Annotated in this window: 26 protein-coding genes and 2 tRNA genes; 18 read left to right on the top strand and 10 right to left on the bottom strand. The window is 69.2% G+C overall.

What is annotated here, in order from left to right:
• Positions 1-2 precede the first annotated feature (2 nt).
• Together ACYVOK_RS02180 and ACYVOK_RS02175 are read left to right on the top strand one after the other, a co-directional pair.
• A complete protein-coding gene (locus tag ACYVOK_RS02180) occupies positions 3-863 on the top strand; it encodes a phytanoyl-CoA dioxygenase family protein (protein WP_460660504.1) in 861 nt (286 codons plus the stop codon).
• Complete coding sequence (locus ACYVOK_RS02175) at positions 860-1162, top strand: hypothetical protein (protein ID WP_460660503.1); 303 nt, start codon at positions 860-862, stop codon at positions 1160-1162. The genes ACYVOK_RS02180 and ACYVOK_RS02175 overlap by 4 nt, the downstream gene beginning before the upstream one ends.
• Here the strand turns inward: ACYVOK_RS02175 and ACYVOK_RS02170 are convergent.
• Entirely contained in the window at positions 1152-2645 is a 1494-nt protein-coding gene (locus ACYVOK_RS02170; protein ID WP_460660502.1) for an HD domain-containing phosphohydrolase, read from the bottom strand. The two genes, ACYVOK_RS02175 and ACYVOK_RS02170, sit on opposite strands and share 11 nt — an antisense overlap.
• A 68-nt stretch (positions 2646-2713) precedes the next feature.
• Here ACYVOK_RS02170 and ACYVOK_RS02165 point away from each other — a divergent pair, with 68 nt between their 5' ends.
• Positions 2714-3874: an MFS transporter gene (locus ACYVOK_RS02165; protein ID WP_460660501.1), complete on the top strand. Its 1161-nt coding sequence runs from the start codon at positions 2714-2716 to the stop codon at positions 3872-3874.
• On the opposite strand, the gene ACYVOK_RS02160 is transcribed toward ACYVOK_RS02165, so the two are convergent.
• A complete protein-coding gene (locus ACYVOK_RS02160) occupies positions 3861-4286 on the bottom strand; it encodes a MarR family winged helix-turn-helix transcriptional regulator (RefSeq protein ID WP_460660500.1) in 426 nt (141 codons plus the stop codon). The genes ACYVOK_RS02165 and ACYVOK_RS02160 overlap by 14 nt on opposite strands.
• Positions 4287-4376: 90 nt before the next feature.
• Here ACYVOK_RS02160 and ACYVOK_RS02155 point away from each other — a divergent pair, with 90 nt between their 5' ends.
• Entirely contained in the window at positions 4377-5261 is an 885-nt protein-coding gene (locus ACYVOK_RS02155) for an LLM class flavin-dependent oxidoreductase (RefSeq protein WP_460660499.1), read from the top strand.
• 1 nt (position 5262) lies between these two features.
• Here the strand turns inward: ACYVOK_RS02155 and ACYVOK_RS02150 are convergent, their stop codons facing one another.
• Positions 5263-5952, bottom strand: coding sequence for an RraA family protein (locus ACYVOK_RS02150; protein WP_460660498.1), 690 nt, complete (start codon positions 5950-5952; stop codon positions 5263-5265).
• A 34-nt stretch (positions 5953-5986) separates the two neighbouring features.
• Positions 5987-6535: an AAA family ATPase gene (locus ACYVOK_RS02145; RefSeq protein ID WP_460660497.1), complete on the bottom strand. Its 549-nt coding sequence runs from the start codon at positions 6533-6535 to the stop codon at positions 5987-5989.
• A gap of 149 nt (positions 6536-6684) precedes the next feature.
• Here ACYVOK_RS02145 and ACYVOK_RS02140 point away from each other — a divergent pair, with 149 nt between their 5' ends.
• Positions 6685-7479, top strand: a complete 795-nt coding sequence (locus ACYVOK_RS02140) for a class I SAM-dependent methyltransferase (protein ID WP_460660496.1) — start codon at positions 6685-6687, stop codon at positions 7477-7479.
• A gap of 25 nt (positions 7480-7504) precedes the next feature.
• Here the strand turns inward: ACYVOK_RS02140 and ACYVOK_RS02135 are convergent, their stop codons facing one another.
• Entirely contained in the window at positions 7505-8317 is an 813-nt protein-coding gene (locus ACYVOK_RS02135) for a TrmH family RNA methyltransferase (RefSeq protein ID WP_460660495.1), read from the bottom strand.
• A gap of 48 nt (positions 8318-8365) precedes the next feature.
• The gene (locus ACYVOK_RS02130; protein ID WP_460660494.1) at positions 8366-9364 is read right to left on the bottom strand and encodes a LacI family DNA-binding transcriptional regulator; all 999 of its coding nucleotides are present in this window, start codon (positions 9362-9364) and stop codon (positions 8366-8368) included.
• Between the two features lie 174 nt (positions 9365-9538).
• Between ACYVOK_RS02130 and ACYVOK_RS02125 the strand changes: the two genes are divergently transcribed.
• The 4 genes from ACYVOK_RS02125 to ACYVOK_RS02110 are packed head-to-tail and all read left to right on the top strand — an operon-like array spanning position 9539 to position 14497.
• Positions 9539-11407, top strand: coding sequence for a glycoside hydrolase family 127 protein (locus ACYVOK_RS02125; protein WP_460660493.1), 1869 nt, complete (start codon positions 9539-9541; stop codon positions 11405-11407).
• A gap of 2 nt (positions 11408-11409) precedes the next feature.
• Positions 11410-12720, top strand: coding sequence for an extracellular solute-binding protein (locus tag ACYVOK_RS02120; protein WP_460660492.1), 1311 nt, complete (start codon positions 11410-11412; stop codon positions 12718-12720).
• Positions 12717-13664, top strand: a complete 948-nt coding sequence (locus tag ACYVOK_RS02115; RefSeq protein ID WP_460660491.1) for a carbohydrate ABC transporter permease — start codon at positions 12717-12719, stop codon at positions 13662-13664. The genes ACYVOK_RS02120 and ACYVOK_RS02115 overlap by 4 nt, the downstream gene beginning before the upstream one ends.
• A 2-nt stretch (positions 13665-13666) precedes the next feature.
• Complete coding sequence (locus ACYVOK_RS02110) at positions 13667-14497, top strand: carbohydrate ABC transporter permease (RefSeq protein WP_460660490.1); 831 nt, start codon at positions 13667-13669, stop codon at positions 14495-14497.
• An 878-nt stretch (positions 14498-15375) separates the two neighbouring features.
• On the opposite strand, the gene ACYVOK_RS02105 is transcribed toward ACYVOK_RS02110, so the two are convergent.
• On the bottom strand, positions 15376-16584 hold the full coding sequence (locus tag ACYVOK_RS02105; RefSeq protein WP_460660489.1) for a TerC family protein: 1209 nt from the start codon (positions 16582-16584) through the stop codon (positions 15376-15378).
• A gap of 69 nt (positions 16585-16653) precedes the next feature.
• A complete protein-coding gene (locus ACYVOK_RS02100; protein WP_460660488.1) occupies positions 16654-17217 on the bottom strand; it encodes a helix-turn-helix domain-containing protein in 564 nt (187 codons plus the stop codon).
• Positions 17218-17256: 39 nt separating this feature from the next.
• On the opposite strand from ACYVOK_RS02100, the gene ACYVOK_RS02095 reads away from it, so the two are divergent.
• Together ACYVOK_RS02095 and ACYVOK_RS02090 are read left to right on the top strand one after the other, a co-directional pair.
• Positions 17257-17778, top strand: coding sequence for an arsinothricin resistance N-acetyltransferase ArsN1 family B (locus tag ACYVOK_RS02095; protein WP_460660487.1), 522 nt, complete (start codon positions 17257-17259; stop codon positions 17776-17778).
• Positions 17779-17844: 66 nt separating this feature from the next.
• On the top strand, positions 17845-18336 hold the full coding sequence (locus tag ACYVOK_RS02090; RefSeq protein WP_460660486.1) for a GNAT family N-acetyltransferase: 492 nt from the start codon (positions 17845-17847) through the stop codon (positions 18334-18336).
• A 125-nt stretch (positions 18337-18461) separates the two neighbouring features.
• Here the strand turns inward: ACYVOK_RS02090 and ACYVOK_RS02085 are convergent, their stop codons facing one another.
• Complete coding sequence (locus tag ACYVOK_RS02085) at positions 18462-19382, bottom strand: M23 family metallopeptidase (RefSeq protein ID WP_460660485.1); 921 nt, start codon at positions 19380-19382, stop codon at positions 18462-18464.
• A gap of 335 nt (positions 19383-19717) precedes the next feature.
• On the opposite strand from ACYVOK_RS02085, the gene ACYVOK_RS02080 reads away from it, so the two are divergent.
• From ACYVOK_RS02080 to rpmG, 4 genes are all read left to right on the top strand, one after another.
• Complete coding sequence (locus ACYVOK_RS02080; protein ID WP_460660484.1) at positions 19718-20662, top strand: NAD-dependent epimerase/dehydratase family protein; 945 nt, start codon at positions 19718-19720, stop codon at positions 20660-20662.
• Between the two features lie 123 nt (positions 20663-20785).
• Positions 20786-20858, top strand: a tRNA-Thr gene (locus ACYVOK_RS02075).
• A gap of 50 nt (positions 20859-20908) precedes the next feature.
• A tRNA-Met gene (locus tag ACYVOK_RS02070) sits at positions 20909-20982 on the top strand.
• Between the two features lie 61 nt (positions 20983-21043).
• Positions 21044-21211, top strand: a complete 168-nt coding sequence (gene rpmG, locus ACYVOK_RS02065) for a 50S ribosomal protein L33 (RefSeq protein ID WP_133800754.1) — start codon at positions 21044-21046, stop codon at positions 21209-21211.
• A gap of 225 nt (positions 21212-21436) precedes the next feature.
• Here rpmG and ACYVOK_RS02060 read toward each other — a convergent pair whose 3' ends face one another.
• Positions 21437-22183 carry a hypothetical protein gene (locus ACYVOK_RS02060; protein WP_460660483.1) on the bottom strand — a complete coding sequence of 249 codons (747 nt, stop codon included), beginning with the start codon at positions 22181-22183 and terminating at the stop codon, positions 21437-21439.
• Between the two features lie 79 nt (positions 22184-22262).
• Between ACYVOK_RS02060 and ACYVOK_RS02055 the strand changes: the two genes are divergently transcribed.
• The 3 genes from ACYVOK_RS02055 to ACYVOK_RS02045 are packed head-to-tail and all read left to right on the top strand — an operon-like array spanning position 22263 to position 24111.
• Entirely contained in the window at positions 22263-22685 is a 423-nt protein-coding gene (locus ACYVOK_RS02055; protein ID WP_460660482.1) for an FAS1-like dehydratase domain-containing protein, read from the top strand.
• Positions 22682-23089 (top strand): MaoC/PaaZ C-terminal domain-containing protein, encoded by a 408-nt coding sequence (locus ACYVOK_RS02050; protein WP_460660481.1) that lies wholly within the window; start codon positions 22682-22684, stop codon positions 23087-23089. Before ACYVOK_RS02055 ends, ACYVOK_RS02050 begins: the two co-directional genes overlap by 4 nt.
• Positions 23086-24111 carry a UDP-N-acetylmuramate dehydrogenase gene (locus ACYVOK_RS02045; RefSeq protein ID WP_460660480.1) on the top strand — a complete coding sequence of 342 codons (1026 nt, stop codon included), beginning with the start codon at positions 23086-23088 and terminating at the stop codon, positions 24109-24111. Before ACYVOK_RS02050 ends, ACYVOK_RS02045 begins: the two co-directional genes overlap by 4 nt.
• Position 24112: the final 1 nt, after the last annotated feature.

Here is a 24112-nt window from a genome sequence, read left to right as displayed (position 1 = left end):
TCATGCCCCGTCCGCATCGCAAGAACCTGCTCACCTCGGTTCAGATGGCGCATTTCGTGGCCACCGGGTCGTTCCGGATGGACGCCGTCGTGCCGGACGAGATGAACCAGCAGGCGATCGAGGTCCTGAAGGCCGGCATCCCCGCCGTCCCGTACGGCACGCCGCTGTCCGAGGCGTTCGTGGACAGCGAGTTCGTCCAGCGGCTGGTGCAGCTGCCCGAGGTCGCCGGCGCCATCCACAGCCTGGTCGGCCCGGAGCCGACCGTCGACCACCACGCCGTCCACATCCGCAAGGCGAACGAGGGTGAGGCGCAGAACCTGCACGGCGACGCGATCATCGACGTCCGCCCGGACGCGTTCGACGTGCAGCTCATGTACTACCCGCAGGACGTGACGCTCGAGATGGGCGGCACGCTGAGCGTCCCCGGCAGCCACCTGCGCCGCACCAACGAGTCCGACACCGGCCGCTACCAGAACCTGCTCGGCCAGACCCGGCTGGTCTGCCCGGCCGGCACCGTGGTCTTCCTGCACCACGGCATCTGGCACGGCGGCCGGAAGAACGACAGCGACATCGACCGCTACATGTTCAAGATCCGGTTCAACCCGACCGTCCGCCAGATCCGGCTGTGGAACACCGACGACCTGTACGACGAGGAGGTCGCGCGCGAGCTCAGCCAGACCTTCCCGTGGTACGAGAACGCCACCGGCCGGCTGGAGATCTACAACCGGGTCAAGCTCTGGCAGGCGCTCACCGGTGACGACACCTTCGACCCGGACTACTGGGTCACCCGGGTCTCGAACCGGCCGCAACGCGTCATCGCCCAGCGCAGCCTGAACCCGCACGCCAAGAGGGAGATGGTATGACCACCACCGCCACCGAAACTGCCCAGCAGACCGTCCGCCAGCAGGTTCTGGTGCTCTACCTGGCCTCGTCGGCTCTCGACTCGCGGGTCGTCGGCTGGTCGACGTACGACGGCACCGGCGAGACGTCGCCGACGACAGGGGACAGCGACGTCCCGCCGTACGCGACCGGGCTGGACGCGTTGAAGGACGGCTGGCGGCTGTTCCAGGCCGCTCAACGGCTGCCGCCGTACCCGGGGCACGAGTACGACGTGTCGTTCCTCAAGCACGAGTTCTTCTTCGAGAAGCTCGTCACGGTGTAAAGAGCCCGTGCTGCATGGCGAACAGCGCCGCGGCGGCTCTGGTGGACACACCGATCTTGCCGTAGATGTGCTGGACGTGATGCTCCGCGGTACGGCGTGACACCACCAGCTCGCGGGCTATGTCGGCGTTGGACGACCCACGGGCGACGAGACGCAGTACGTCGATCTCCCGCTCGGTGAGACCGCCGGGACGGCTCATCCGGCGGCCGGGTACCTGTTGCCCGGCCGCCGCGAGCACAGCCTTCACACAGCGGTCGTCGAGTCGTCCGGCCGCCACCTGATCCAGGATGAGCTCGGCAGCACCTTCAGGCGAGTGCGCGGACCGGTGGGGACGGTCCTGGGTCAGCGCCTGGTAGCAGTCCGCCGCCGCGAGGATGCGTGCCGCGGTGGAGAGCTCTCCGCCCTTGGCCTGTTTGGGATAGCCGCTGCCGTCGAGCCGTTCGTGGTGCAGAGCCGCCAGAGCGGCGACGGGCTCGAGTACTGCGGCCCCCATGAGGATCCGCTCGGAATGGTACGGGTGGAGCCGGACCTGCTCCCAGTCCTTTCGCCGCAGCGGGCCGGGGCGCTCCCACACGGCTGTCGATACTGCGACCCTTCCCAGGTCGTGCAGCAGGGCTGCACGTCGCAGAGTCGCTGTCTCCTGGTCTTCGAGGTGCAGGAGCCGTGCAGCGTCCTCTGCGAGTGCTGCAACACCGGTGGAGTGGCCGAAGAGGTACGGCGACTTGAGGTCGACGAAGTACGCGAAGGTGCGGGCCAGCTCGTCAAGGTCGTGTACGGCGCCCCAGGGCCGTGGCTCGGCGTCCAGGACCGCCTGCCACACGTCTATCTCGTCCAGGTCGGCGACCAGACTGTCGTCGTACTCGGCGACCACGAACGGGTCGAGCCAGCCGCCGCGCCGCTTCAGCAGGGTCTTGCCGCCCGCGATCACCGCCTGCGTGGCGACCTCGGCGATCCGGGTGGCGATGTGGATCTCTCTGCCGGCCAGGCCTCTCGGCTTCCCTTTGCCGTCCCAGCGTTCGAGGTTCTGGTAGAGCGCTTCGGCGGTGGAGTGGCCCAGCCCGAGGCGCACGGCGAGCATGCTGCCTACCTCGCAGATGGCTCGGAGCATGTCGTCTTCACTGGTCGTCAGGGTGCGAGCGACGTACTGAAGGCGTTTGAGGCCCGCACCTCTGCCGACGTGCCGGAGGTAGTTGAGCGACTCCCTGCTGCTGGTCAGGTCGGTGCGCTCGGCGAGCGGGCGCAGCTCGGCTGCACGTGGGCCGGCGAGGTGAAGCTCCTCGTGCGTGGTCGCAGTACAGCCCAGGTGACGTAGCAGGGTCGCGTAGTAGACCGTGCGCTTGTCGGTGACGTGCATGCGGTCGGCGAGGCGCATGGCGACCAGGCAGCTGCGGATCGACTTCTCCGGCGGCTGCGCCATGGCCAGGTCCAGCGTCACCGAGAGCGCGCAGAGCAGCTCGGCGAGTCGCGGATCCTGCTGTCCCATCACCCCTCCCCGGGGATGGGCAGAACTACCGATGCCCCACCATCCCCCGTAGGGCCATTGTCGGCCTCATGAGCACAACAGCAACGGTCAGACCGCGACTTGTTACGCCACAGTTCGTGCTGCTCGGCTCAGCTGCTCTGGCCTACTTCCTCGCCGACGGGATGCTCGTGCCGGCGGTGCCGCGCTATGTCGCGGGTCGACTGACCGGCGGCAACGTCGCCGTCGGCCTGGCGGTCGCCGTGTTCAGCCTGTCCGCTCTGGTACTGCGCCCGTGGGCCGGACGGCTCGTCGACAGGCACGGGCGATCGGTCGCGATGGCCGGCGGTGGAGCGGTCTTCGCCGCCTCGGTGGCGAGCTACGGCCTGGCGGACTCGGTCGGCATGCTGTCGGGGCTCCGGCTGCTCACCGGGGTAGGGGACGCGTTCTTCTTCGTCGGCGCGGTCACGGCGATGAGCGACCTCGCCCCGCCCGAGCGTCGGGGCGAGGCGATCAGTCTGTTCTCCCTCTCCCTGTACGTCGGCCTCGCGGTCGGCCCGTTGATCGGGGAAGCCCTGGTCGACTCGGCCGGATTCACCCCGGTCTGGCTGGTCGCGGCCGGCTCCGCGCTCCTCGCCGTACTGCTGGCTCTGCGGGTCGGCGACACCCGGGAACCGGCGACCGGCGAACCGGCGGCCGGGCGTCCGCGGCTGATTCCTCGGGCGGCCGTCGTACCAGCGCTCCTGCTGCTGGCGCTGGTGTGGGGGATGGCGGGATTCCTGGCGTTCGTACCGCTCTACGCCCTGGACCTCGGTCTGTCCGGCGCCGGGTTCCTGCTCTTCGGCTTCGCCGCGATCGTCGTGGTCATCCGGAGCGCCGGTGCCCGCATCCCCGATCGGCTGGGAGCTGTCCGCAGCGTTCGCTTGTCGTTGCTCTGCGCCACGATCGCCCTGGCGACCATCGCCGTCTGGCGTACCGTCCCCGGCCTCGTCGTCGGTACGGCGGTGCTCGGCATAGGCGTCGCCCTCGGCACTCCCGCGATCATGACGCTGGCCCTCGACCGCGCGCCCGCCACCGAACGCGGCGCCGTGATGGGCGCCGTCAGCATGAGCATCGACCTGGCCCAAGGCCTCGGCCATGCCACCCTCGGTCTGGCCGCAGCCGCAACCACCCGCCCGACAGCTTTCGGCACGGCTGCCCTTGTCGCCTGTGCGGGGCTCGTCCTGGCAACAAGGCCGGTCAGGCGCGGGTGACGATGGTTGTGAGCGTCGTGGCGAGGGTGCGACGGGCGGTCGGCGACAGGTCGGCGGTGAGGGCTTCGATCCTGGTGGTGAAGGCGTTGTGGGCCTCGTGGGCCAGGGCGAGGCCGGGGGCGGTCAGTTCGATCTGGCAGGCGCGGCGGTCGGCGGGGTCGGGGATGCGCGCGACCAGGTCGCGGCGTTCGAGGCGGTCGACCATGCTGGTCAGGCTCGAACGTTCGATGCTGAGAATGCGGCTCAGCTCGGTCATCCCCAGCGGGCCGCCGAGGAGTACGCAGAGCAGATGCGCCTGCTGCGGCGTCAGGCCGAGCGGCCGGCTCGTCTCGGCGTACAGATCCTGCAGGACGTGCATCGTCTGAACGAGCGCGCCCGCCAGCTCCGCGCCCTGCGCTGTCGTGGTCGCCATACCTCCACTGTAGTGCGCAGCGCGGACAGTTTGGTGTTCTTATAGTTCGTAGAGCTACTATTTAGGCCTACGAACTATTTGGAGGACGACATGACCGTGCGGTTCGGATACGGCTCACCCGACAAGATCCGCGACGTGGACCGGATCCTGCGGCTGGCCGGGCAGGCCGACCGGGACGGGCTGGACCACGTCAGCCTGTCGGACCACCCGTACGTCGCCGACCTGCTGGACGGGTACGCCACCATCGCGTTCGTCCTCGGCCGGACCGAGCGCCTCTCGGCGTTCGTCAACGTGACCAACCTGCCGTTGCGCCCGGCCCCGGTTCTGGCGCGTACGGCGTCGGCCCTGTCGGCCCTGTCCGGTGGACGGTTCGTCCTCGGTCTCGGCGCCGGGGGAGCGTGGAACCACATCACCACGATGGGCGTGCCGGAACTGCGGCCGGCCCAGGCGGTCGAGGCGTTCGAGGAGGCGATGCAGCTCGTCCGGTCGCTGTCCGACGGCGGCCGGCCGACGCCGACCAGGCACTACCCGATCGGTGAGTTGCAGCCGGCGCCCGTCGCCGCGCCGCTCATCTGGACCGGCTCGAACGGCCCGAAGTCGCTCGCCGCGACCGGCCGGCAGGCGGACGGCTGGATCCCCGGCCGGGCGGCCGACTGGCTGAGCGACCGTTACCGCTGGTCTCGTCCGATCATCGACGAGGCGGCACTGGCGGCCGGCCGCAAGCCGTCCGACGTGGCCACCATCTACAACTTCCCGGGAGCGATCACGTCCTCGCCGGTACGACGTACGCGCGACGACGACGGCCGGTGGATCGGCGGCTCGCCGGACCAGTGGATCGAAGAACTCACCGACGCCGTCCTCAACCACGGCGCCGCCGGCTTCACCCTGTTCCCCACCGGCCCCGACCCCTACGACGTACAACTCGCCAAATGGGCCCGGGAAATCGCCCCCGCCGTCCGCACCGCGGTCAGCTAGCTCACTCTTCGATGGCGCCGCGGATGGACCGGAGGTGCTGGCGGAAGGTGAGGGTGGGGTTGGTGGCGCGGGCGGTGAGGTAGTCGGTGAAGCGGACCTGGGCGCGGAGGGACTGGCCGGAGCGGATGGCGGCGGCCTGGGTGTGTTCGGTGTCGCGGATGGACTCGGCCAGGTCGAAGAGTTCGTCGGCGCGGTCGGCCGGGACGAAGACGACGCCGTCCTCGTCACCCAGGACGACGTCGTCGCGGGTGACCGTCCAGTCGCCGATGGTTGCCCAGGACAACGCGTCGGCCGGCTGCGGGTCGAGTCGCAGCGGGCCGGTCGGCAGCGCGCCGAGGCTGAAGACCGGCAACCCGATCGCGGTGATGTCCACGGTGTCGCGATGCAGGCCCCACACGACCAGCCCGGAGATCCCGGCCGCCTTCGCCTCGAGGGTGATCAGGTCGCCGACGCACGCCTCGTCCCGCCGCCCGCCGTTGTCCACGACCAGTACGTCGGCCGCCTCGGCCGACTCCAACGCCTCCAGGAACACATCCACGCTGCCGACATGCCGAGCCGGAAGCACACGTCCGGCGACCCGTCCACCCGCCACCGCCGTCAGCGAGACCGTCCGCACCGGCACACCGGCCCGGATGCACGCATCGGCGACGTGCGCCGTCGTCAGCTTCTCGAACCTCTCCAAGTTCGCCATGCGCCGACCTTAGGCAACGAACGCACCCCTGAACTCACCGCGACAGAAAGTTGAGGATTTCTGGCAGTGGTGGGTCGTAGACGTCGGTCGACGTATCGACGGTCAACGTCGGAACCGGTAGGTCGACCGGCTGGAAAGCCTTGTGGGTCCGCAGTCGCGCGTCGTCGTCGATCTGGGCGTCCTCGTGCGCCCCGCGGGTGTGGTGGGCGGCACTTCGCGCGTGGATCCGGGCGAGGGCGACGTGCGCCGGGACCGTGCAGTGGATGATCCGTACGTCGGCCCGGCTCAGCAACGGCGTCAGGCCAGGCCTCCACAGCCGGTCCTGGAACGCGGCTTCGGCGACGACCGTCGTACCGCGGCCGACGAGCAACCCGATCACGTCGAAGAAGGTCGACAGCGTCCGCATCGTCAGCGGATCACCCGGCCCGGGCACGAACCCCGGGGTCGCGTGCGCCATCCCCTCCTTGATCTCGTCCCGGCAGATCGCCGGGCAGCCGATCGCCGCCGCGATCCGGTGCGCCAGCGTCGTCTTCCCGGTCCCCGGCGGGCCGCTCACCACAATCACCATCGGCTTCGACTGCACCGCCGCACCCTAGCCAGCCGCCGTCCCCGTCGCCACCCGAATGACGTCGGGCAGTCTCCCTGTTGTTCAACATACGAGACGATATGTCTCATAACTCAAGACCTTGTACTACGGTGAAGGGCGTCGGCGAGTAGGCAAAGGAGCCTGGGATGAGCAACGTGTACACGCACGGCCACCACGAATCGGTACTGCGTTCGCACTCCTGGCGAACCGCGGAGAACTCGGCCGGCTACCTGCTTCCGCACCTCCGGCCCGGGATGTCGCTGCTCGACGTCGGCGCGGGTCCCGGCACCATCACCGCCGACCTGGCCCGCCTGGTCGAACCGGGCACAGTGACCGCGCTCGAGGCCACCGAGGCCGCGCTCGACATCACGAAGGCGGCCTTCGCCGATCTCGACCTCCGCGTCGAGTTCGTCGTCGGCGACGTCCACGCGCTGGAGCTTCCGGACGACTCGTACGACGTGGTTCACGCGCATCAGGTCCTGCAGCACGTGGCGGATCCGGTGAAGGCGTTGCGCGAGATGCGCCGCGTCTGCAAGCCGGGCGGCATCGTTGCCGTCCGCGACTCCGACTACCACGGCTTCACCTGGTATCCGGAGCTTCCCGAACTGGACGAGTGGATGGACCTCTACCAGCGAATGGCTCGCGCCAACCAGGGCGAGCCGGACGCCGGTCGTCGCCTCCTGGCGTGGGCCCTCGAGGCGGGTTTCGAGAAGGTCGACGCGACCGCGAGCAACTGGGCGTTCGCCGACGAGGACGCACGGGCGTTCTGGGGCGGCATGTGGGCGGACCGCATCCTGCAGTCGGCGATGGCGGATCAGGCGCGCCGAGCCGGCATACCCGAGGAGACCCTGGAAAGGATCTCGGCCGCCTGGCGAATCTGGGCCGCCCGCCCTGAGGGCTGGATCTCCGTCCTGCACGGCGAAATCCTCTGCACCGCCTGATCGACCAGCTTGTGCAGCGCGGGAGCTACCGCGTCTTGGCCAACTGGGAGCGTTGGCGCGAGACCTCGTACAGGACGGCGGTCGCCGCATTGGCTGCGTTGAGTGAACTCGCCGAGCCGGTGATCGGGATCCGCACCAAGGCGTCGGCGGCTTCCTTCCACGCCGTACTCAGCCCGTTCGTCTCATTGCCGATCAGCAGCAACGTCGGCTGGGTCAGGTCGAAGTCGAACACGTCCACCGTCCCGCGTTCGTCCGTTCCCACCATCACGATCGGTACGTCGGTCGACCGCCGTACCCAGGCGATCACCTCGCGATGCGACGGCACGCGTACGGCGGGGATGCCGAAGAGCGAGCCGGTCGTCGCCCGGACCGCCTTCGGGTCGTAGACGTCGGCGGCATGCCCGGTCACGATCACGCCGTGCGCACCGAAGGCATCCGCGGACCGGATGATCGACCCGATGTTCCCCGGGCCGGTCGGCCGGTCGAACACCACGCCGAGGAAGTCAGGCCCGACCGGGATCCGGTCCAGGTCGTCCGGTGGCATCTCGACCACGGCAACCACCTCGGCGTCCTTCTCACCGAGTTCGGCCAGCAACTCCGGCTCCATGGCGACCCGTTCGACCCCGGGCAGCCGCTGGTACAGCTCCTGGGCCCAGCGTGACAACGGCCGGGACGCGTCGTGGATCACCGTGCGCACCGGCCATCCGTTGTCCACGGCAAGCGAAATCGGCCGCACCCCCTGCACCAGGAACTCACCTGCCCGATGCCGCTTGGTCCGGTTGGTCAGGTAGGACTGCCACACCTGGAATCGGGCGTTCCGCGCCGAGATTCGCTGCACATCCTCACCCTAAGGTCAGCGCCGTCGTCGCCTGCACCATCCGGTGAGTCAGGTGCCGAGGGTGGATTCGCGCGGGACGAGCCGAGTCGGGAGCTCCATCAGGCCCGGATGGGCGGAGCCGGCGATCGCGTCCAGGAGCAGGTTGGCGGTACGGCGGCCGAGTTCCTCCAACTCCAGGTCGACGGTCGTCAGCGGCGGCCGGCTCGCCAGCGCCATCACGGACCAGTTGTCGTAACCGGTGACCGCGATGTCGTCCGGGACGGACCGGCCGAGCTCGCGGAGGCGGTCGCACACGCCGCGGGCGATCTGGTCGCTGCCGCAGGAGATCGCATCGACGTCCGGCGACGTACGCAGCAGGACGTCGACCGCGTGCCGGCCCCAGCGTTCGCTCCATTCGCCGTGCATCGGCTCGCCGACCAGCGCGTCCCCGGCCGTCTCGACCGTGGCGGCCGCGCGGGTCTGCGCGCTGTGATGCGAGTCGGGCCCGGTGATGTGCGCGATCCGCCGGCGGCCCAGGGTGAGCAGATGCCGCACGGTGGACGCCGCGCCGCCGTGGTCGTCCACGATCACCGACGTGTCGGACGGATCCGTCGACGGGCTGAAGGCGTACACGACGGGAATCGGTACGTCGATCGGCGCGCGCGGCTCGGTCCGCCGCCCGGTCACGATGATCCCGTCGACGCGACGCGACACCAGCGACCGCAGGTAGTGCTGCTCGCGCAGCGGATCGTCCCGGGTGTCGCACAGCAGCAGGCCCATCTCGCCGGCGCTCAGCGCGTCCTCGGCGCCGAGCATGATCGGGATGCTGAACCGCCCCGAGCTGTCGGTCGTGATCAGTCCGACGGTGAAGCTGCGCCCGGACGACAGCGCCCGGCCGCGGCTGTCCGGGGTGAACCCGAGCTGTTCCGCGGCCCGGCGTACCCGCTCCCGCGTCTCCTCGCGCAGCTGGCCGGTGTCGTTCAGCGCCTTGGACGCCGTACTCGTCGAGACACCCGCCAGCGCGGCCACATCGGTGATGCGCGGCAGCGCAGGACCCCGTGACGCCATCCGGCAACTCCTTTCCGAACTTTCCGGAAACAGTACCGCACGGATTCCGGCTTGTCCGCATTTCACCTGGTCCGAGGGGTTGACCGGGCCGACCGGCGGCCCTAGCTTCGTCAGGAAAACGTGTTCTGGATTTTCCGTGACCCTCAGGAGCTTCCCCTAATGAGCGCTTCCTCTGTGAGCTCTGCCCCGGACGCAACCGCCATCTCCCGGAGTCCCGCGGCCGGGACGAAAGGGCGCTGGCAACCCGTCGGCCTCGACCAAGCCAAGATCACCGGCGGCTTCTGGGCGCCGCGCCAGAGCCGGAACGCCGACGGCGCGATTCCGAGCGGTCAGGACCAGCTGGAGAAGGCCGGCAACCTGCAGAACCTCCGGCTTGCCGCCGGGATGGGCGAGGGCGAGGCGATCGGCCCGGTGTTCGCCGACTCCGACGTCTACAAGTGGCTCGAGGCGGCCGCGTGGGAGTACGGCCGCAACCCGAGCGAGGAACTGCTCGAGCGGCAGCGCGAGATCACCGCGATCGTCGCCGCCGCCCAGGAGGAGGACGGCTACCTCGACTCGGTCGTCAAGCTGCGGTACGGCAAGGAGGGCCGGTACCAGCAGCTCGTCTGGAGCCACGAGCACTACTGCGCCGGCCACCTGATCCAGGCCGCCGTCGCCCAGGTCCGCTGCACGGGGGACCGTGTGCTGCTCGACGTGGCGATCAAGATCGCCGACCACCTGGTCGCGACCTTCGGTGACGGCGACGGCCAGATCGTCGACGTCGACGGCCACCCGGTCATCGAGATGGCCCTGGTCGAGCTGTATCGGGAAACCGGTACGGCGGCCTACCTCGACCTGGCGAAGTGGTTCGTCGAGGCTCGCGGCCACGGGATCATCAGGGAGCACGGTCACGAGCCGACCTACTTCTCCGACCGCGTCCCGGTCCGCGAGGCGAGCACGGTGGAAGGGCACGCGGTCCGGGCCGTGTATCTCGCGGCCGGTGCGGCGGACGTCGCGCTCGAGACCGGCGACACCGAGTTGCTCGACGCGCTGAAACGGCAGTTCGACCACATGTGGTCGACCAAGACCCACATCACCGGCGGACTCGGCGCGCGCTGGGAAGGTGAGGCGTTCGGCGACGAGTACGAGCTGCCGCCGGACCGTGCGTACGCCGAGACGTGTGCCGCGATCGGCGGGATCCAGTGGGCCTGGCGGATGCTGCTCGCCACGGGTGAGGCGTCGTACGCCGATGCCATCGAGCGGATGCTCTACAACGGGTTCCTCGCCGGTGTCTCGCTCAACGGGACCGAGTACTTCTACGTCAACACGCTGCACCTTCGCGGCGCGGCGCACGCCGACAACGGCCGCAGCCCCAAGCACGGCCGGCGCGGCTGGTTCGACTGCGCCTGCTGCCCGCCGAACATCATGCGCACGCTGGCCAGCCTCGACGGCTACCTGGCGACCACCGGCGAGGACGCCGTACAGATCCATCAGTACGCCGCCGGCACGTTGACCGTGGGCGACACCACCGTGACCGTGGACACGGCCTACCCGTGGGACGGCGCGGTGCGGATCACCGTCGACGGCTCCGTACCGGTCGAGCTGCGGATCCCGGCCTGGGCGGAGGGCGCCACGGTCAACGGCAAACCGGTCGAGGCCGGGACGTATGCCCGGGTCGAGGCCGACGTGATCGAGCTGCAGTTGCCGTTGACGCCTCGCGTGATCGCGGCCGATCCGCGCGTCGACGCCGTCCGCGGATGTGTCGCGCTGGAACGCGGCCCGCTCGTGTACGCGGTCGAGCAGGCGGATCAGCAGGCTGATGTCGACGATCTCCACTTGTTGCCGGAGGCACCGATTGCCGCGAGCCACGACGACGGGCTGCTGGACGGCGTGACGGTGCTGACGACGCGAGGCCGCGTCGGGACCGGGCATCGGGACGGCTGGCCGTTCACGCCGGAGGCCGCGGACGCCACCGGTGACGAGGTCGAGGTGGTCGCGGTGCCGTACTACGCCTGGGCCAACCGCGAGGTCGGCGCCATGCGCGTCTGGCTCCCCAGGGCCTGATCGTGCTCACCCGGCGCAAGTTCCTCGGTCTGACGGCGGCGGCCTCCGTGACTGCCGCCATGCCGGGCTGCAGCTCCGTTCTGCCGGAACCCGACGTCCGCGCGGCCGGGTTTGGGCAGAACGCCACCGGCACCGTGCAAGTGTGGTGCCGAGCGGCCACCCAGAGCGGCCTGACCGACCTGGTGAAGAAGTTCAACGCGTCGCAGGACCGGCTCACCGTCGAGCTGACGCCCGTCCTGGACGCGCAGTACGTGACCAAGCTGGCCACCGCGATCCGCGGCCGGGAAGTGCCGGACCTCGTCGACATCGACGACATCAACTCGATGCTGTTCATCTACCGGGACGCGTTCACCGACCTGACCGAACCGCTGCAGGCGCTGGACTACCGGGACAAGCTCAGCCCCGGTCACCTGCGGCTGGCGACGAAGGACGACCGGGTGTTCGGCGTGCCGTACCTGGCCGACAACTCGATGTTCTGGTTCAACACCGAGCTGTGCGACCGGGCCGGGGTCGATCCGGACGAGGCGATCAAGTCCTTCGACAACCTGCTCGACGCGGCGCGCAGACTCCGCAAGCTCGGCGACGACATCTACGCGTGGAGCTTCCCGGCGAACAGCCCGGGTGCGCTCGGGTTCGTCGTCCAGCCGATGATCTGGGCCGCCGACACCGACCTGATCAAGGGTCAGGTCGGTGAGCAGTCCGGCAACATCGTCGGGAACGACGTTGTCCGTGCGATGCTCGAGTTGCACCGGCAACTGTGGGTCGACGGACTGGTCCCGCGGGCCAACTTCTCCGACGACGCCTCGCGCTGGGGCAGCGACTTCCGGGCCGGCAAGATCGGCATCTTCCCGTCCAACTACGCGGTGGTCGTGTCCGCCTCGGACGAGGCCTTCCACCAGAAGGTCGCACCCAGGCTGCTGTCCGGTCCCACCGGTGGCGCAGCGTTCTTCGACGGTGGCGACAACATGTGTATCCCGCGGGGTGCCCGCAACGCCTCCGGTGCGTGGGAATTCGTCCGGTTCGCGCTCGACCTGCCGCAGCAGACGGAGTTGCCGGCCGGCGGGTACACCCCGGTCCGCTCGGACGCGGCGACACCGGAGTTCGCGGAGAAGTTCCCGCTCGCGACGCTGCCGCTGGAGCGCATCTCGGAGGGGTACGCACCGACCACGCTCTCCTACAACCTGCTCTACAACCAGCCGGACGGCCCGTGGCTGCAGATGTTCCGCCGGGCCGTGTTCGACGGCGAGCTGGAGGCTGCCATGACGGAAGCACAGCAGAACTTCGACCGCATCCTCGCCCAGGGGCAGCAATGAGCTCCGCGAGCACCGAGGTCCGGCCGCGGCTGGAAGCAGGGCGAGCCGCGCCGGCCCGCCGTCGCCGAGACCGGGGGTCGCTCACTCATCCGTCCAGGACGGGCCTGCTGCTGGTGACCCCCGCCGTACTGTTCGTCGCGGTGTTCGTGCTGGTGCCGCTCGCCTTCGCCGTGGTGATCTCGCTGACCAACTGGCCGCTGATCGGCACGGTGAGGTTCAGCGGGCTGAAGAACTACACCGCGATCGTCTCCGACGCCGCGTTCGCGAAATCCGTCCTCTACACCCTGCTCTACACGGCGATCGTGACCGGGCCGATCCTGGTCCTGGGCTACGCCCTGGCGGTCCTGGTACGACGCAAGCGGCGCGGGTCGACGTTGTTGCGCACGGTCTTCTTCCTGCCGTTCGTCGTCGGCCTGTCCACGCTGAGCTTCGTCACCGTACTCGAGGCGCAGCCGGACAGCGGCGCGATCAACATCGTGCTCCGCACCCTCGGCATCACCGACGGCACGACGGCCTGGCTGGTGGACGGGCCGCTCGCGACCGGACTGATCTGCGTGCTGGTGATCTGGGGTGTGTCCGGGCTGACCATGATGCTGCTGATGGCCGGCATGCAGGCGATCCCGCGGGAGTACTACGAGTCCTCCGAGCTCGACGGCGCCGGCTGGTGGCGGCAGGAGTGGGAGATCACGATCCCGGTGCTGCGCCCGACGATCGCGATGTCGGTGATCATCTCGGTGGTCGGCTCGCTGCTGGCGTTCACCCAGTTCTACATCCTCACCCGCGGCGGGCCGGGGACGGACACCACCACGGTCGTCCAGTACATCTACAACCGCGCCTTCGTCCAGCTGCAGCTCGGAGCCGCGACCGCGCTGTCGATCGTGCTGGTCGTCGTGGTCGGGCTTGTGACCGCGTTCCAGTTCTGGCTGCTCCGCGAGAGGGACTGACGATGAGACTGAAGAACGTGCTGTACGTCGTCGGCGGTGGCGGTGCCCTGCTGGTGTTCGCCGTACCGTTGCTGTGGGCACTGTTCCGGTCGGTGCAACCGAACGACGTGATCGTCGCGGCACCGGACCGGTCCACCTTCTTCCAGCTGACCTGGGACAACTTCCGGACCTTGATCGAGGGACCGGGCAACCTGATCCGGGCCGTCGGCAACAGTCTGGTCGTTGCCTTGAGCACCGCGGTGCTGACCGCCGTACTGGCGACGCTGGCGGGGTACGGGTTCGCGCGGTTCCGGTTCCGGAGCGGGCCGTTGCTGTTCGCGCTGGTGGTCGTGTCGATGATGATCCCGTTCCAGGCGATCCTGACGCCGCTGTACCTGGAGCTGAACGTGCTGCGGCTCACCGACAGCCTCCTCGGGCTGGTGCTGTTCTACACCACGGTCAACCTGCCGTTCGGCGTCTTCGTGATGCGCAACGCGTTCTCGTCGGTCCCGGTCGAGCTGGAGGACTCCGCCCATGTCGACGGCTGCGGCACGCTGCGGATGATCGGCTCGGTCCTGCGACCTCTTGTCACCCCGGGCGCCGCCACCGTTGCTCTGTATGCCTTCCTGGCGGCGTGGACCGAGTTCCTCGGCGCGCTGACCTTCCTCACCAAGGACGAGCTCTACACCCTTCCCGTCGCTCTGGTGAACGTCCAAGCCGGCGCGTACGGCGAAGTCAACTTCGGCTCCCTGGTGGCCGGCGCGGTCATCGCCATGATCCCCTGCGTCATCCTCTACGTAGCCCTCCAACGCTTCTACGTCTCCGGCCTGGCCACAGGAGCCGTCAAAGGCTGAGTGGTTGATCCTGACGCGTCCGCTACGCCCGCTCCTCTGTCGCGTGCTCGCCGGCCGCTCCCACCCACCCTCCGAGTGCGCGCTACCGCGCTTCGTTTCGCGCTACCGCGCGGTTTGCGGGCTGCCGCCCGCGATCGACCACGGTGTGGTCGGGGTGGACGGGTGGACGCGTGGGCAGATCTGATGCTGTGTGGTCCGAAAGACATCTCGCGGACGGGTGCGGTGGTTGATCCCCACGCGTCCGCTACGCCCGCTCCTCCGTCGCGCGCTCGCCGGCCGCTCCCACCCACCCTCGGGTTGCGCGCTGCCGCGCTTCGTTTCGCGCTGCTGCGCGGTTTGCGCGCTACCGCGCGGTTTGCGGGCTGCCGCCCGCGATCGACGACGGTGTGTTCGGGTGGACGGGTGCACGCGTGGGCAGATCTGATGCTGTGTGGTCCGAAAGACAATTCGCGGACGGGTGCTGTGGTTGATCCCCACGCGTCCGCTACGCCCGCTCCTCCGTCGCGTGCTCGCCGGCCGCTCCCACCCACCCCTCCAAGTGCGCGCTAGCGCGCTTCGTTTCGCGCTACCGCGCGTGTCTGCGGGCTACCGCCCGGGTTGAACTGCGGCGTGGTTGGGTGGGAGGACCCGCTCACGCGCTGACAGCCTTCGGTCTGCCTCGCCTCCGTCTGTAGCGGCGCCCGCCGTCCTTGGGGTGTCTGTGCATGCTCCGAGTTGTCTCGGCCGACCACCCCGTCCGAAACCACCCTGCGGTTGTTTGAGGGCGGCAGCCCGCAAGGCGTGCGGTAGCACGCAGGTAACCGGGCGGGTGGGAGTCGCCGCGTAGCACGCGACGATAGGAGCGGGCGTAGTCGGCGCGTGGGACAGACCACCCGATTTTAGAGGCTGGGGCGGATTTCGTGTTCTCCGTGGGCTGCTGCGTGGGATTCGGCTACTTGGCGGCAGAGGGCCATGAGTTCGGGTTCGTTCTTGACTTGTTGTTTGGCTTCCGGGCCGAGGGCCGTGATGTGGTCGCGGGCCCTGAGGAGGCGGAGGAAGATGCGCTCCCGCTCGGCCGGGTCGGCGGTGTACTCGGAGTCGAGGTAGGCGATCGCGTCGCGGCGGATGTGCGCCATCGCGGTCTGGGTCCGGCCGCGGGTGCTGAACAGTGACGCCAGGACGGTTATCACCAGCACGGCCAGGATGACCACCAGCGACAGGCCGGTGCTGATCTCCGCCACGTCGACGTGCTCGCCGCCGTTGATGAACGGCAGGTTGTTCTCGTGCAGCGCGTGCAGGATCAGCTTCGCGCCGATGAACGCGAGGATCGCGGCCAGTCCGAAGGACAGGTAGATCAGGCGGTCCAGCAGGCCGTCGAGCAGGAAGTACAGCTGCCGCAGCCCGAGCAGGCTGAACGCCGTCGCGGTGAAGACGATGAACACGTTCTGGGTCAGCCCGAAGATCGCCGGGATCGAGTCCAGCGCGAACATCAGGTCGGTGCCGCCGATCGCCGCCATCACCAGCACCATCGGTGTCATCATCCGGCGCCCGTCGACGGTGGTGACGAGGCGGTCGCCGGCGAATTCGTCGGTGGTGCGGAACAGCCGCCGGCTGATCCGGACCACGAGGTTCTGCGCCGAGTGCGACTCCTCGGTCTGCGGTTTGAGCATGTTGCCCGCGGTGAGCAGCAGGGCCACGCCGAACAGGTAGAACACCCAGGCGAACGTGTTCAGCAGCGCCGAGCCGAGAAAGATGAACCCGGTCCGCGCGACCAGCGAGAAGACGATGCCGAACAGCAGCACCTTCTGCTGGTTCTCCCGCGGCACCCGGAAACTGGTCATGATGATCAGGAACACGAACAGGTTGTCGACCGACAGTGCCTTCTCGGTGATGTATCCGGCGAAGTACTCCGAGCCCACCGCCGTACCGCCGAAGACGAGGCAGCCGAACCCGAACAGCACCGCGATCCCGACGTACACACAGGACCAGATCGCCGCCTCCCGCAGCGTCGGCACGTGTGCGGACCGGACGTGGAAGAAATAGTCGAACGCGAGCAGCGCGAGGATCCCGGCGAGCGTCAGGACCCACACCAGCGGTGACACCGTCATGTTCCCTCCGTACGGCGCGGGGCAATGCGCTCACCCAATCACGCCGGACCCGCCTGTGTCCCTCGACGACTACGAACGGCCCTTGACGAGCGCGACCAGGTAGCGGCAGGGCGTGCGCGCCGGGTTGTGGAAGGTGGTGGGCGACGGCGGCCCCAACTGGAGGCAGTCGCCGGTGTGGAGGTCGTGGACCACCGGGCCCTCGTGAAAGCGGAGGTGGCCGTCGAGGATCCAGAGTTGCTGGTACTTGAAGATGTACGCGTCGGCCGGGTACGAGACCGAGGCGCCAGGTGGCAGCTCGACCTCGACGAGTTCCAGCGGCCCGTCGCTGACCGGCGAGACCGCGCGGCGCCGGTACCCGGTCGCGGGATCCGTCCACACCGGCTGGTCGGCCCGGCGGCGCAGCAGTTCGCCGGTGTTCTCGGCGCGCGCGACCAGCTCCGACAGGGTCATGCCGAGGGCGCCGGAGAGCCGGCCGAGCAGTACGGCGGTCGGCTGCGCCTCACCGCGCTCGATCTTGCCGATCATCGCCCGCGACACCCCGGAACGCTCGGCCAGCGCGTTCACGGACAGATCCTGGGCGATCCGGGCGGCCTGCACCGTCGCCGCGAGCGAGGCGGACAGTTGATCCAACATGGTTGCCACTATAGCGGCAACTGTGGCTACTATCGTGCCATGTCGAAGATCAGACACGCCTCGCCGCTCGACGCCGAGGCCTGCGTGGCGATCTACGCGCCCTACGTCACCGGTACGGCGATCACGTTCGAGACCGAGCCGCCGACGGTCGAGGAGATGGCCGCGCGGATCGAGTCCGCGCTGGCGACCCACGCCTGGATGGTGCTGGAGGACGAGGGGCGGGTGGTCGGGTACGCGTACGCGGGTCCGATGAAGCCGCGAGCGGCGTACCGGTGGTCGTGCGAGGTGAGCGTCTACCTGGAGCGCGGCCGTCGCCGGACCGGTGGCGGACGCGCGCTCTACGAGGCCCTGTTCGAGCGCCTGATCGAGCGCGGCTACCGTACGGCGGTCGCCGGGATGACGCTGCCGAACGACGCCAGCGTCGGCCTGCACAAGGCACTCGGCTTCGAACCGATCGGCACCTACCGCGACATCGGCTGGAAACTCGGCGCGTGGCACAGCGTCGCGTGGGTGCAGCGGCCGCTCGCCGTACTGCCCGATCCGCCGGAAGAGCCCCGCTAGCCCAACGGCGGGCACTTCCCGGCACCCTGTCGGAGGCCGGCCCGGTCGGCGGGTGAGGATTGTGCGGTGACCGCCAACCACCTGACCATTCGCCGTGCCGTCGAGTCCGACGACGCCGTACTCCTCCGGATCGACCAGACGTCCTGGGATGCCACCTCGGGTTTCCCGTCGTACCAGGAGACCATCAAGGACAGCTTCTTCGCCCGCACCGGGCCGGAGGCCCACCTGGTCGCCGAGTACGACGGTCAGGTGGTCGGCTATCTCCGGCTGCAGGACAAGTACCCGTTCCCGGAGGGTGCCGGAGTCCTGGCCATCAACGGCCTGGCGGTCGCCAACGAGGCTCGCGGCCGAGGCGTCGCCAGCACCCTCCTGGAAGCCGCCGCCGCCGAGGGGCGGCTCCGCGGCGCCCGCAAGATCAGCCTGCACGTCCACAGCACCAACACCGCAGCCCGCCGCCTCTACGAACGCCACGGCTACGTCGTCGAAGGCACCCACCCCAACGAATTCCTCATCGAAGGCACCTACATCGACGCCATCGCCATGGCCAAAAACCTCTAGGTGTTCCTAGCGGCTGATGACCGGGGAGGAAGATGTTCGGTTCGTCGTCCTGCCCGGCGTCGCCCACCACCCGTGGCTGGACGACGCCGACGCCTTCGTGACGACAGTGGCGAGGTTTTTGGGTGCTACGCGGTGACGCCGTGGTCGCGGAGCCACGGCTCCGGGTTGACCTGGTTGCTGCCACCGAGCAGGACCTCGAAGTGCAGGTGCGGGCCGGTGGTGTTGCCGGTCATGCCGATCGCGCCGACCTGCTCGCCGGGGGACACCATGTCGCCGACCGACACGTCGAACGCGGACATGTGGCTGTACGACGTGACCGTGCCGTCGGCGTGACGGACCTTCACCTGCCGCCCGTACGCACCTTCGTACGACGCCTGGACGACCTCACCGGCCATCACCGCACGAACCGGGGTGCCGATGGGGGCGGCGAAGTCGAGGCCGGTGTGGTTGCGGGCCCATCGACTGCCGCCCTGTCCGAAGCGCGCGGTCAGCCGGTAGCCGGTGGTCGGCAGCACAACCTTGTTCTTCGATGCCTCGGCCTTGGCTTCGGCCTTGGCCTTCGCGTCTGCCTCGGCCGCCGCCTTGGCCTTGGCGATCGCGGCCGCCTTCGCCGCGGCCAGCGCACGGGCCTGCGCCGCGGCCTTCTTGGCGGCGGCGGCCTTCGCGGCGGCCAGCGCGAGCGCGCGGCGCTGGGTCAGCGTCGCGTTCGCGGCGAGCCGGGCGGCGCGCTGCTTGGCGGCCTGCTCGGCCTGCGCCTTGCGGGTCGCGGCGAGGGACAGGTCGATCCGGGACGCGTCACGGGACGCGAGGTCCCGCCGTTCCACCCGGGCCGCGTTCAGCGCGCCGGCCTGTGAGGGGCTCAGGCCGGTGCCGGCGGTCGACGGGTTGGTGGCGGAGGAGGTGAGACCGACCGCGGTGGTGCCGGCCGCGGCAGCAAGAGCGGCGGTGAGGCCGATGAGCTGCGCGCGGCGGCCGGTACTTCGACGGGACGAGCGGTGCTTGGCGACCCGGCGCGGAGCAGCGGGCGCGTGAGGTTGTCGAGACACAGGGGAGGGGGCCTTCCAGGGAGGGACTACCGCTGCGAGGGGTACAGCGGCCCAACGACCATAACGAGAAGGTCACGAAGCCCTCAAACCTCGGTCGCGCGCAGATGAAGAAAATTCGCACACGGACCGTGAGCGCCTTCTGGCGGCGCGTAGATGCTCACGCGTAGATGCGACTAGCGGGTAGTTGAATGCGGGCGTGATGAGGATCACTGCATGATTGGCGCCGATCGGGCCCTCCGGACCGGTATAAGGCGGCGGGTGTCTCCGTGGTCGGCCGTTTCTGCCTGCCGCAGACGGTGCTTCTGTGGGGCTGGGTCGGCCGGTAGGACTGGGGCATGCGGATCGCGATTCTCGGCGGGACACAGTTCATCGGGCGGGCCGTGGTCGAGCGGCTGGGTGGGGAGGGGCATGAGCTGCTGGTCGTGCACCGCGGCGAACACGAGCCCGCGGACCTGCCCGTCGTCGAGCACGCGCACGTGGATCGGCACGATGGCCCAGCGCTCGCTGCCGCCCTGAAGCCGTTCGGCGCGGAGGCGCTGGTCGACATTTCGGGGATGAATGCGGCGGCGGCCGACGCGGCCCTCGGAGCGGTGGGACCGGCGGTGAAGCTCGTGGCGATCTCCAGTGGTGACGTCTACCGCGCGTACGACGGTCTGCACTCCGACCGTACGACGGACGCGTTGCCGCTGACCGAGGAGTCGCCGCTGCGGGAGAGGCGGTTCGTCGACGGGCCGCAGTACGAGAACCGCGAAGTGGAAGAGCGGTACCTGCCGCGGGGAGCGACGGTGCTGCGGTTGGGGGCGGTGTACGGGGAGCACGACTACCAGCGGCGGTTCGAGTTCGTCCTGCGCCGGGTGCGGGCGGGGCGGAAGCGGATCCCCGTCGGATCGGGGCAGTTCCTGTTCAGTCGGGTGTACGTCGGCGATGTCGCGGCCGCGGTGTCGTTGGCGCTGGCCGGTGATCACCGTGGTGAGGCGTTCAACATCGTGGAGCCGGTCACAGCGCCGTACCGGCTGTTCGCTGAGCAGATCCTCGCCGCCGCAGGTGCGTCGGATGCCGAGCTGGTCACGGTCCGGGACGACCAGTTGCCCGAGGATCTCTCGCTCACCGGTGCGCTGAGCCAGCATCTGTTGATGGATTCGTGGAAGGCCCGGACGGTGCTCGGGTGGGCGCCGGCCGATCCGGCCGGGAGCCTGCGGCGGTCGGTGCGGTGGCATTTGGAGAACCCGCCGCCGGACGCGTCGGACGACTTTTCGGCCGATGACGGCGTACTGGGGTGAATTTGGTCAGAAGCACTGCCGTGGAACCGGTATGCTTTCCGGGTCGGACAGAGGGGGCCACAAGGTGCGCCTGGCTCGATTTCACATCGAGGCAACGGACCGTGTAATCTCTCTCCTCGGCCCGCCCCTTTAGCTCAGTCGGCAGAGCGTCTCCATGGTAAGGAGAAGGTCTACGGTTCGATTCCGTAAAGGGGCTCTGAGCGCGGCATCTCACCCGGTCCGCCGGGTGGGGTGACGAACTCTCCCGGCGGGGTAGCTCAGGTGGTTAGAGCACACGGCTCATAATCGTGGTGTCGCGGGTTCGACTCCCGCCCCCGCTACCCACCGACCAGTACTACGAGAGTGCGCGCACCTGTGCACTCCTGACAAGAAGAGGCAGCAGTGGCCAAGGCAACCGACATCCGCCCGAAGATCACGCTGGCGTGCACCGTCTGCAAGGAGCGCAACTACATCACCAAGAAGAACCGGCGCAACGACCCGGATCGTCTTGAGCTGAAGAAGTACTGCGCCCGCTGCAACGACCACACCGACCACCGCGAAACCCGCTGAGGTCTGCTTTTTCACAGCTTTCCGCAAGGCCGCTTCGGACCCCGAAGCGGCCTTCGCTGTGCCTGATGGGCGTGCGTGCCGCGCCTCAGCAGGTGCCGGGTTGTGTCCGCGAGCAAGCTCGCGGGGGGTGGTAGGTGTGCACCGCGAAACCCGCTGAGGTCTGCTTCTTCAGAGCTTTCCGCAAGGCCGCTTCGGACCCCGAAGCGGCCTTTGCTGTGCCTGGGTTCAGACGGTGAGGATGGGGCGGCCGGACTCGTAGGCGGTCAGGCGGGCTTCGCGGGGGGTTAGGCAGCAGGAGCCGCAGAGGTTGCCGGTGCCGGCTTCGCTTGTGTAGTAGAGGCAGCAGGTGTTGCGGAGGTAGACGAGCTTGCCTGCGGCGATCTCCACGTCGCCGAGACGCGCGAGGCCGCCGGGAGCCTTGGCGACGAAGGTCTGCCAGCGCTCCAGGAGATAGGTGAGCGACACGGTCTCCTGCTCCCGAGTGGCGGCACAGAACCCCATCGCGCAGCCGGCCGCCACACCACCGTGCAACTGACGGAGTCCGGCTCGGGTACGGCGGCGCAACTCGGCCGAGAGCGGTAGCAGGTGCTGCCGGAGCACCACGTCGTACAAGGTCTCCAGACCGCCCGGAAGGTAGCGAGCGGAGCGGATGGCGACGGCGGCCAGGCCGTGCCCGTCGCGCGGACGGACCCACAGGTTCTCGGGGCGGACGTCGAGCACATGCCCCTCGAGCGCCCACAGCAGCAGCGCGGCCGCGGGTGCACGCCCGGCGTAGAACGACATCAGGCTGAGCGCGTTCGCATGGGCCGACCGGTGTCCGCTGGCGTCGTGGTCGCGCTTGAGCAGCTCGGTCAGCTCGGGACTGTCCGGCTCGAGGATCCGGTCCGCCCTCAGCCACTCGGATCCCGAAGGCTCGCCGATCTCCAGCTTGTACCGAGGCGCGTACCTGGCCAGCGCCGTCACAGCCGTCACGTTCAACCTTCCCCAGTCGGTCTCACTGTGAGTGGGTAGCGGCACTCGGCGCCCTAGTCTGCCAGTAGGGTTTGGGGATATGACGATCGACGCCACGATGGTCGGCCGGACGTACGCGGCCGCCGAGTCCTACCAGGTGGGCCGGGAGAAGATCCGCGAGTTCGCCGACGCGATCGGCGACCCGAACCCGGCGTACCGGGGCGACGACGCGATCGCGCCGCCCACGTTCGCGTTCATGGTCGGCAGCCGGGTGCTGGAGCGGTTGCTGAACGACGAGGAGCTCGGACTGCGGCTGGACCGGATCGTGCACGGCGCGCAGAAGTTCGCCTACACCCGCCCGATCAAGGCCGGCGACGACATCGCCGCGACCGCGACGATCACCACCGTGCGCAAGGCCGGTGACGTCGAGGTGATCATGTACGAGACCGCCCTGACCACCGTCGACGGTGAGCCGATCGCCACCTCGACCTCAACGATCTCGCACAACCGGGCGGACGCATGAAAACCGCGGCCCCCGGCCTCGAGCTGCCCCCGCTGACCGTGACGTTCCGGCGTGAGGACCTGGTCCGGTACGCCGGCGCCAGCGGCGACTTCAACCCGATCCACTGGAGCGACCGGATGGCGGCCGCGCTCGGCCTGCCCGGAGTGATCGCGCACGGCATGCTGACCATGGCGTCCGCGGCCCGCGTCGTCACCGACTGGCTCGACGACCCGGCCGACCTGGTCGAGTACGGCGTACGGTTCACCAAGCCGGTCGTCGTACCGGACGACGACAAGGGCGCGAGTGTGACGTTCTCGGCGAAGGTCGACAAGGTCGCGGACGGGCAGGCCGAGATCGACATCACCGCGATCGCCGGCGAGGAGAAGGTGCTCGGCCGGGCCAGGGCGGTCGTGCGCGTCCAGTGAAGACCCACGTACGCCTGGCCGACTTCACCACCCTGCGGATCGGAGGGCTGGCCGACAAGCTGGTCGAGGTCACCACCGAGGACGACCTGATCACCGCGGTCCGCGACGCCGACGCGGCCGGTGAGCCGGTGCTGCTGCTGTCCGGCGGCAGCAACGTGGTGATCGGCGACGACGGCTTCCGCGGCACCGTGATCAAGGTCGGGACGCGCGGGATCCGCGTCGACGCGGACCTGTGTTCCGGCGCGATGGTCGCCATCCAGGCGGGTGAGGACTGGGACGCGGTGGTCCAGCGCGCGATCGCCGAGGAGTGGAGCGGCCTGGAGTCGATGTCCGGCATCCCCGGGTTGACCGGTTCGACGCCGGTGCAGAACGTCGGCGCGTACGGTCACGAGGTGGCCGAGACGATTTCGTCGGTGCGGGTGTGGGACCGGGTCGACAACCAGGTCCGAACGATCTTCGCGGCCGACTGCGGTTTCAGCTACCGGCACTCGCGGTTCAAGGCCGATCCGTCCCGGTACGTCGTCCTCGAGGTGACGTTCCAGTTGAAGCTGGGCGAGTTGTCCGCACCGGTCGGGTACGCCGAACTGGCGCGCGTACTCGATGTCGAGCCAGGTTCGCGCGCACCGATGACCGACGTACGCGAAGCGGTGCTGGGGTTGCGGCGCACCAAGGGCATGGTGCTCGACGAGGCCGACCACGACACCTGGAGTGCCGGCTCGTTCTTCACCAACCCGATCCTGGACGAGGCGGCCGACGTACCGGCCGGTGCACCGCAGTGGCCACTCCCGGACGGCCGGGTGAAGACCAGCGCGGCCTGGTTGATCGAGCACGCCGGCATCCCGAAGGGGTTCGCGATCGGCGCCGCCTCGGTCTCCACCAAGCACACCCTGGCGCTGACCAACCGCGGCAACGCGACGGCCAAGGAGATCCTCGCCCTGGCCGCCCACATCCGGGCCCAGGTCCACCAGGCCTTCGGCATTACTTTGGTGAACGAACCCGTCCTGGTGAACTGCAGCCTCTGAA

Source organism: Kribbella swartbergensis (assembly GCF_054784135.1).
The sequence above is the reverse complement of the archived record's forward strand: the minus strand, read 5'-3'. Positions and strand labels throughout refer to the sequence as shown.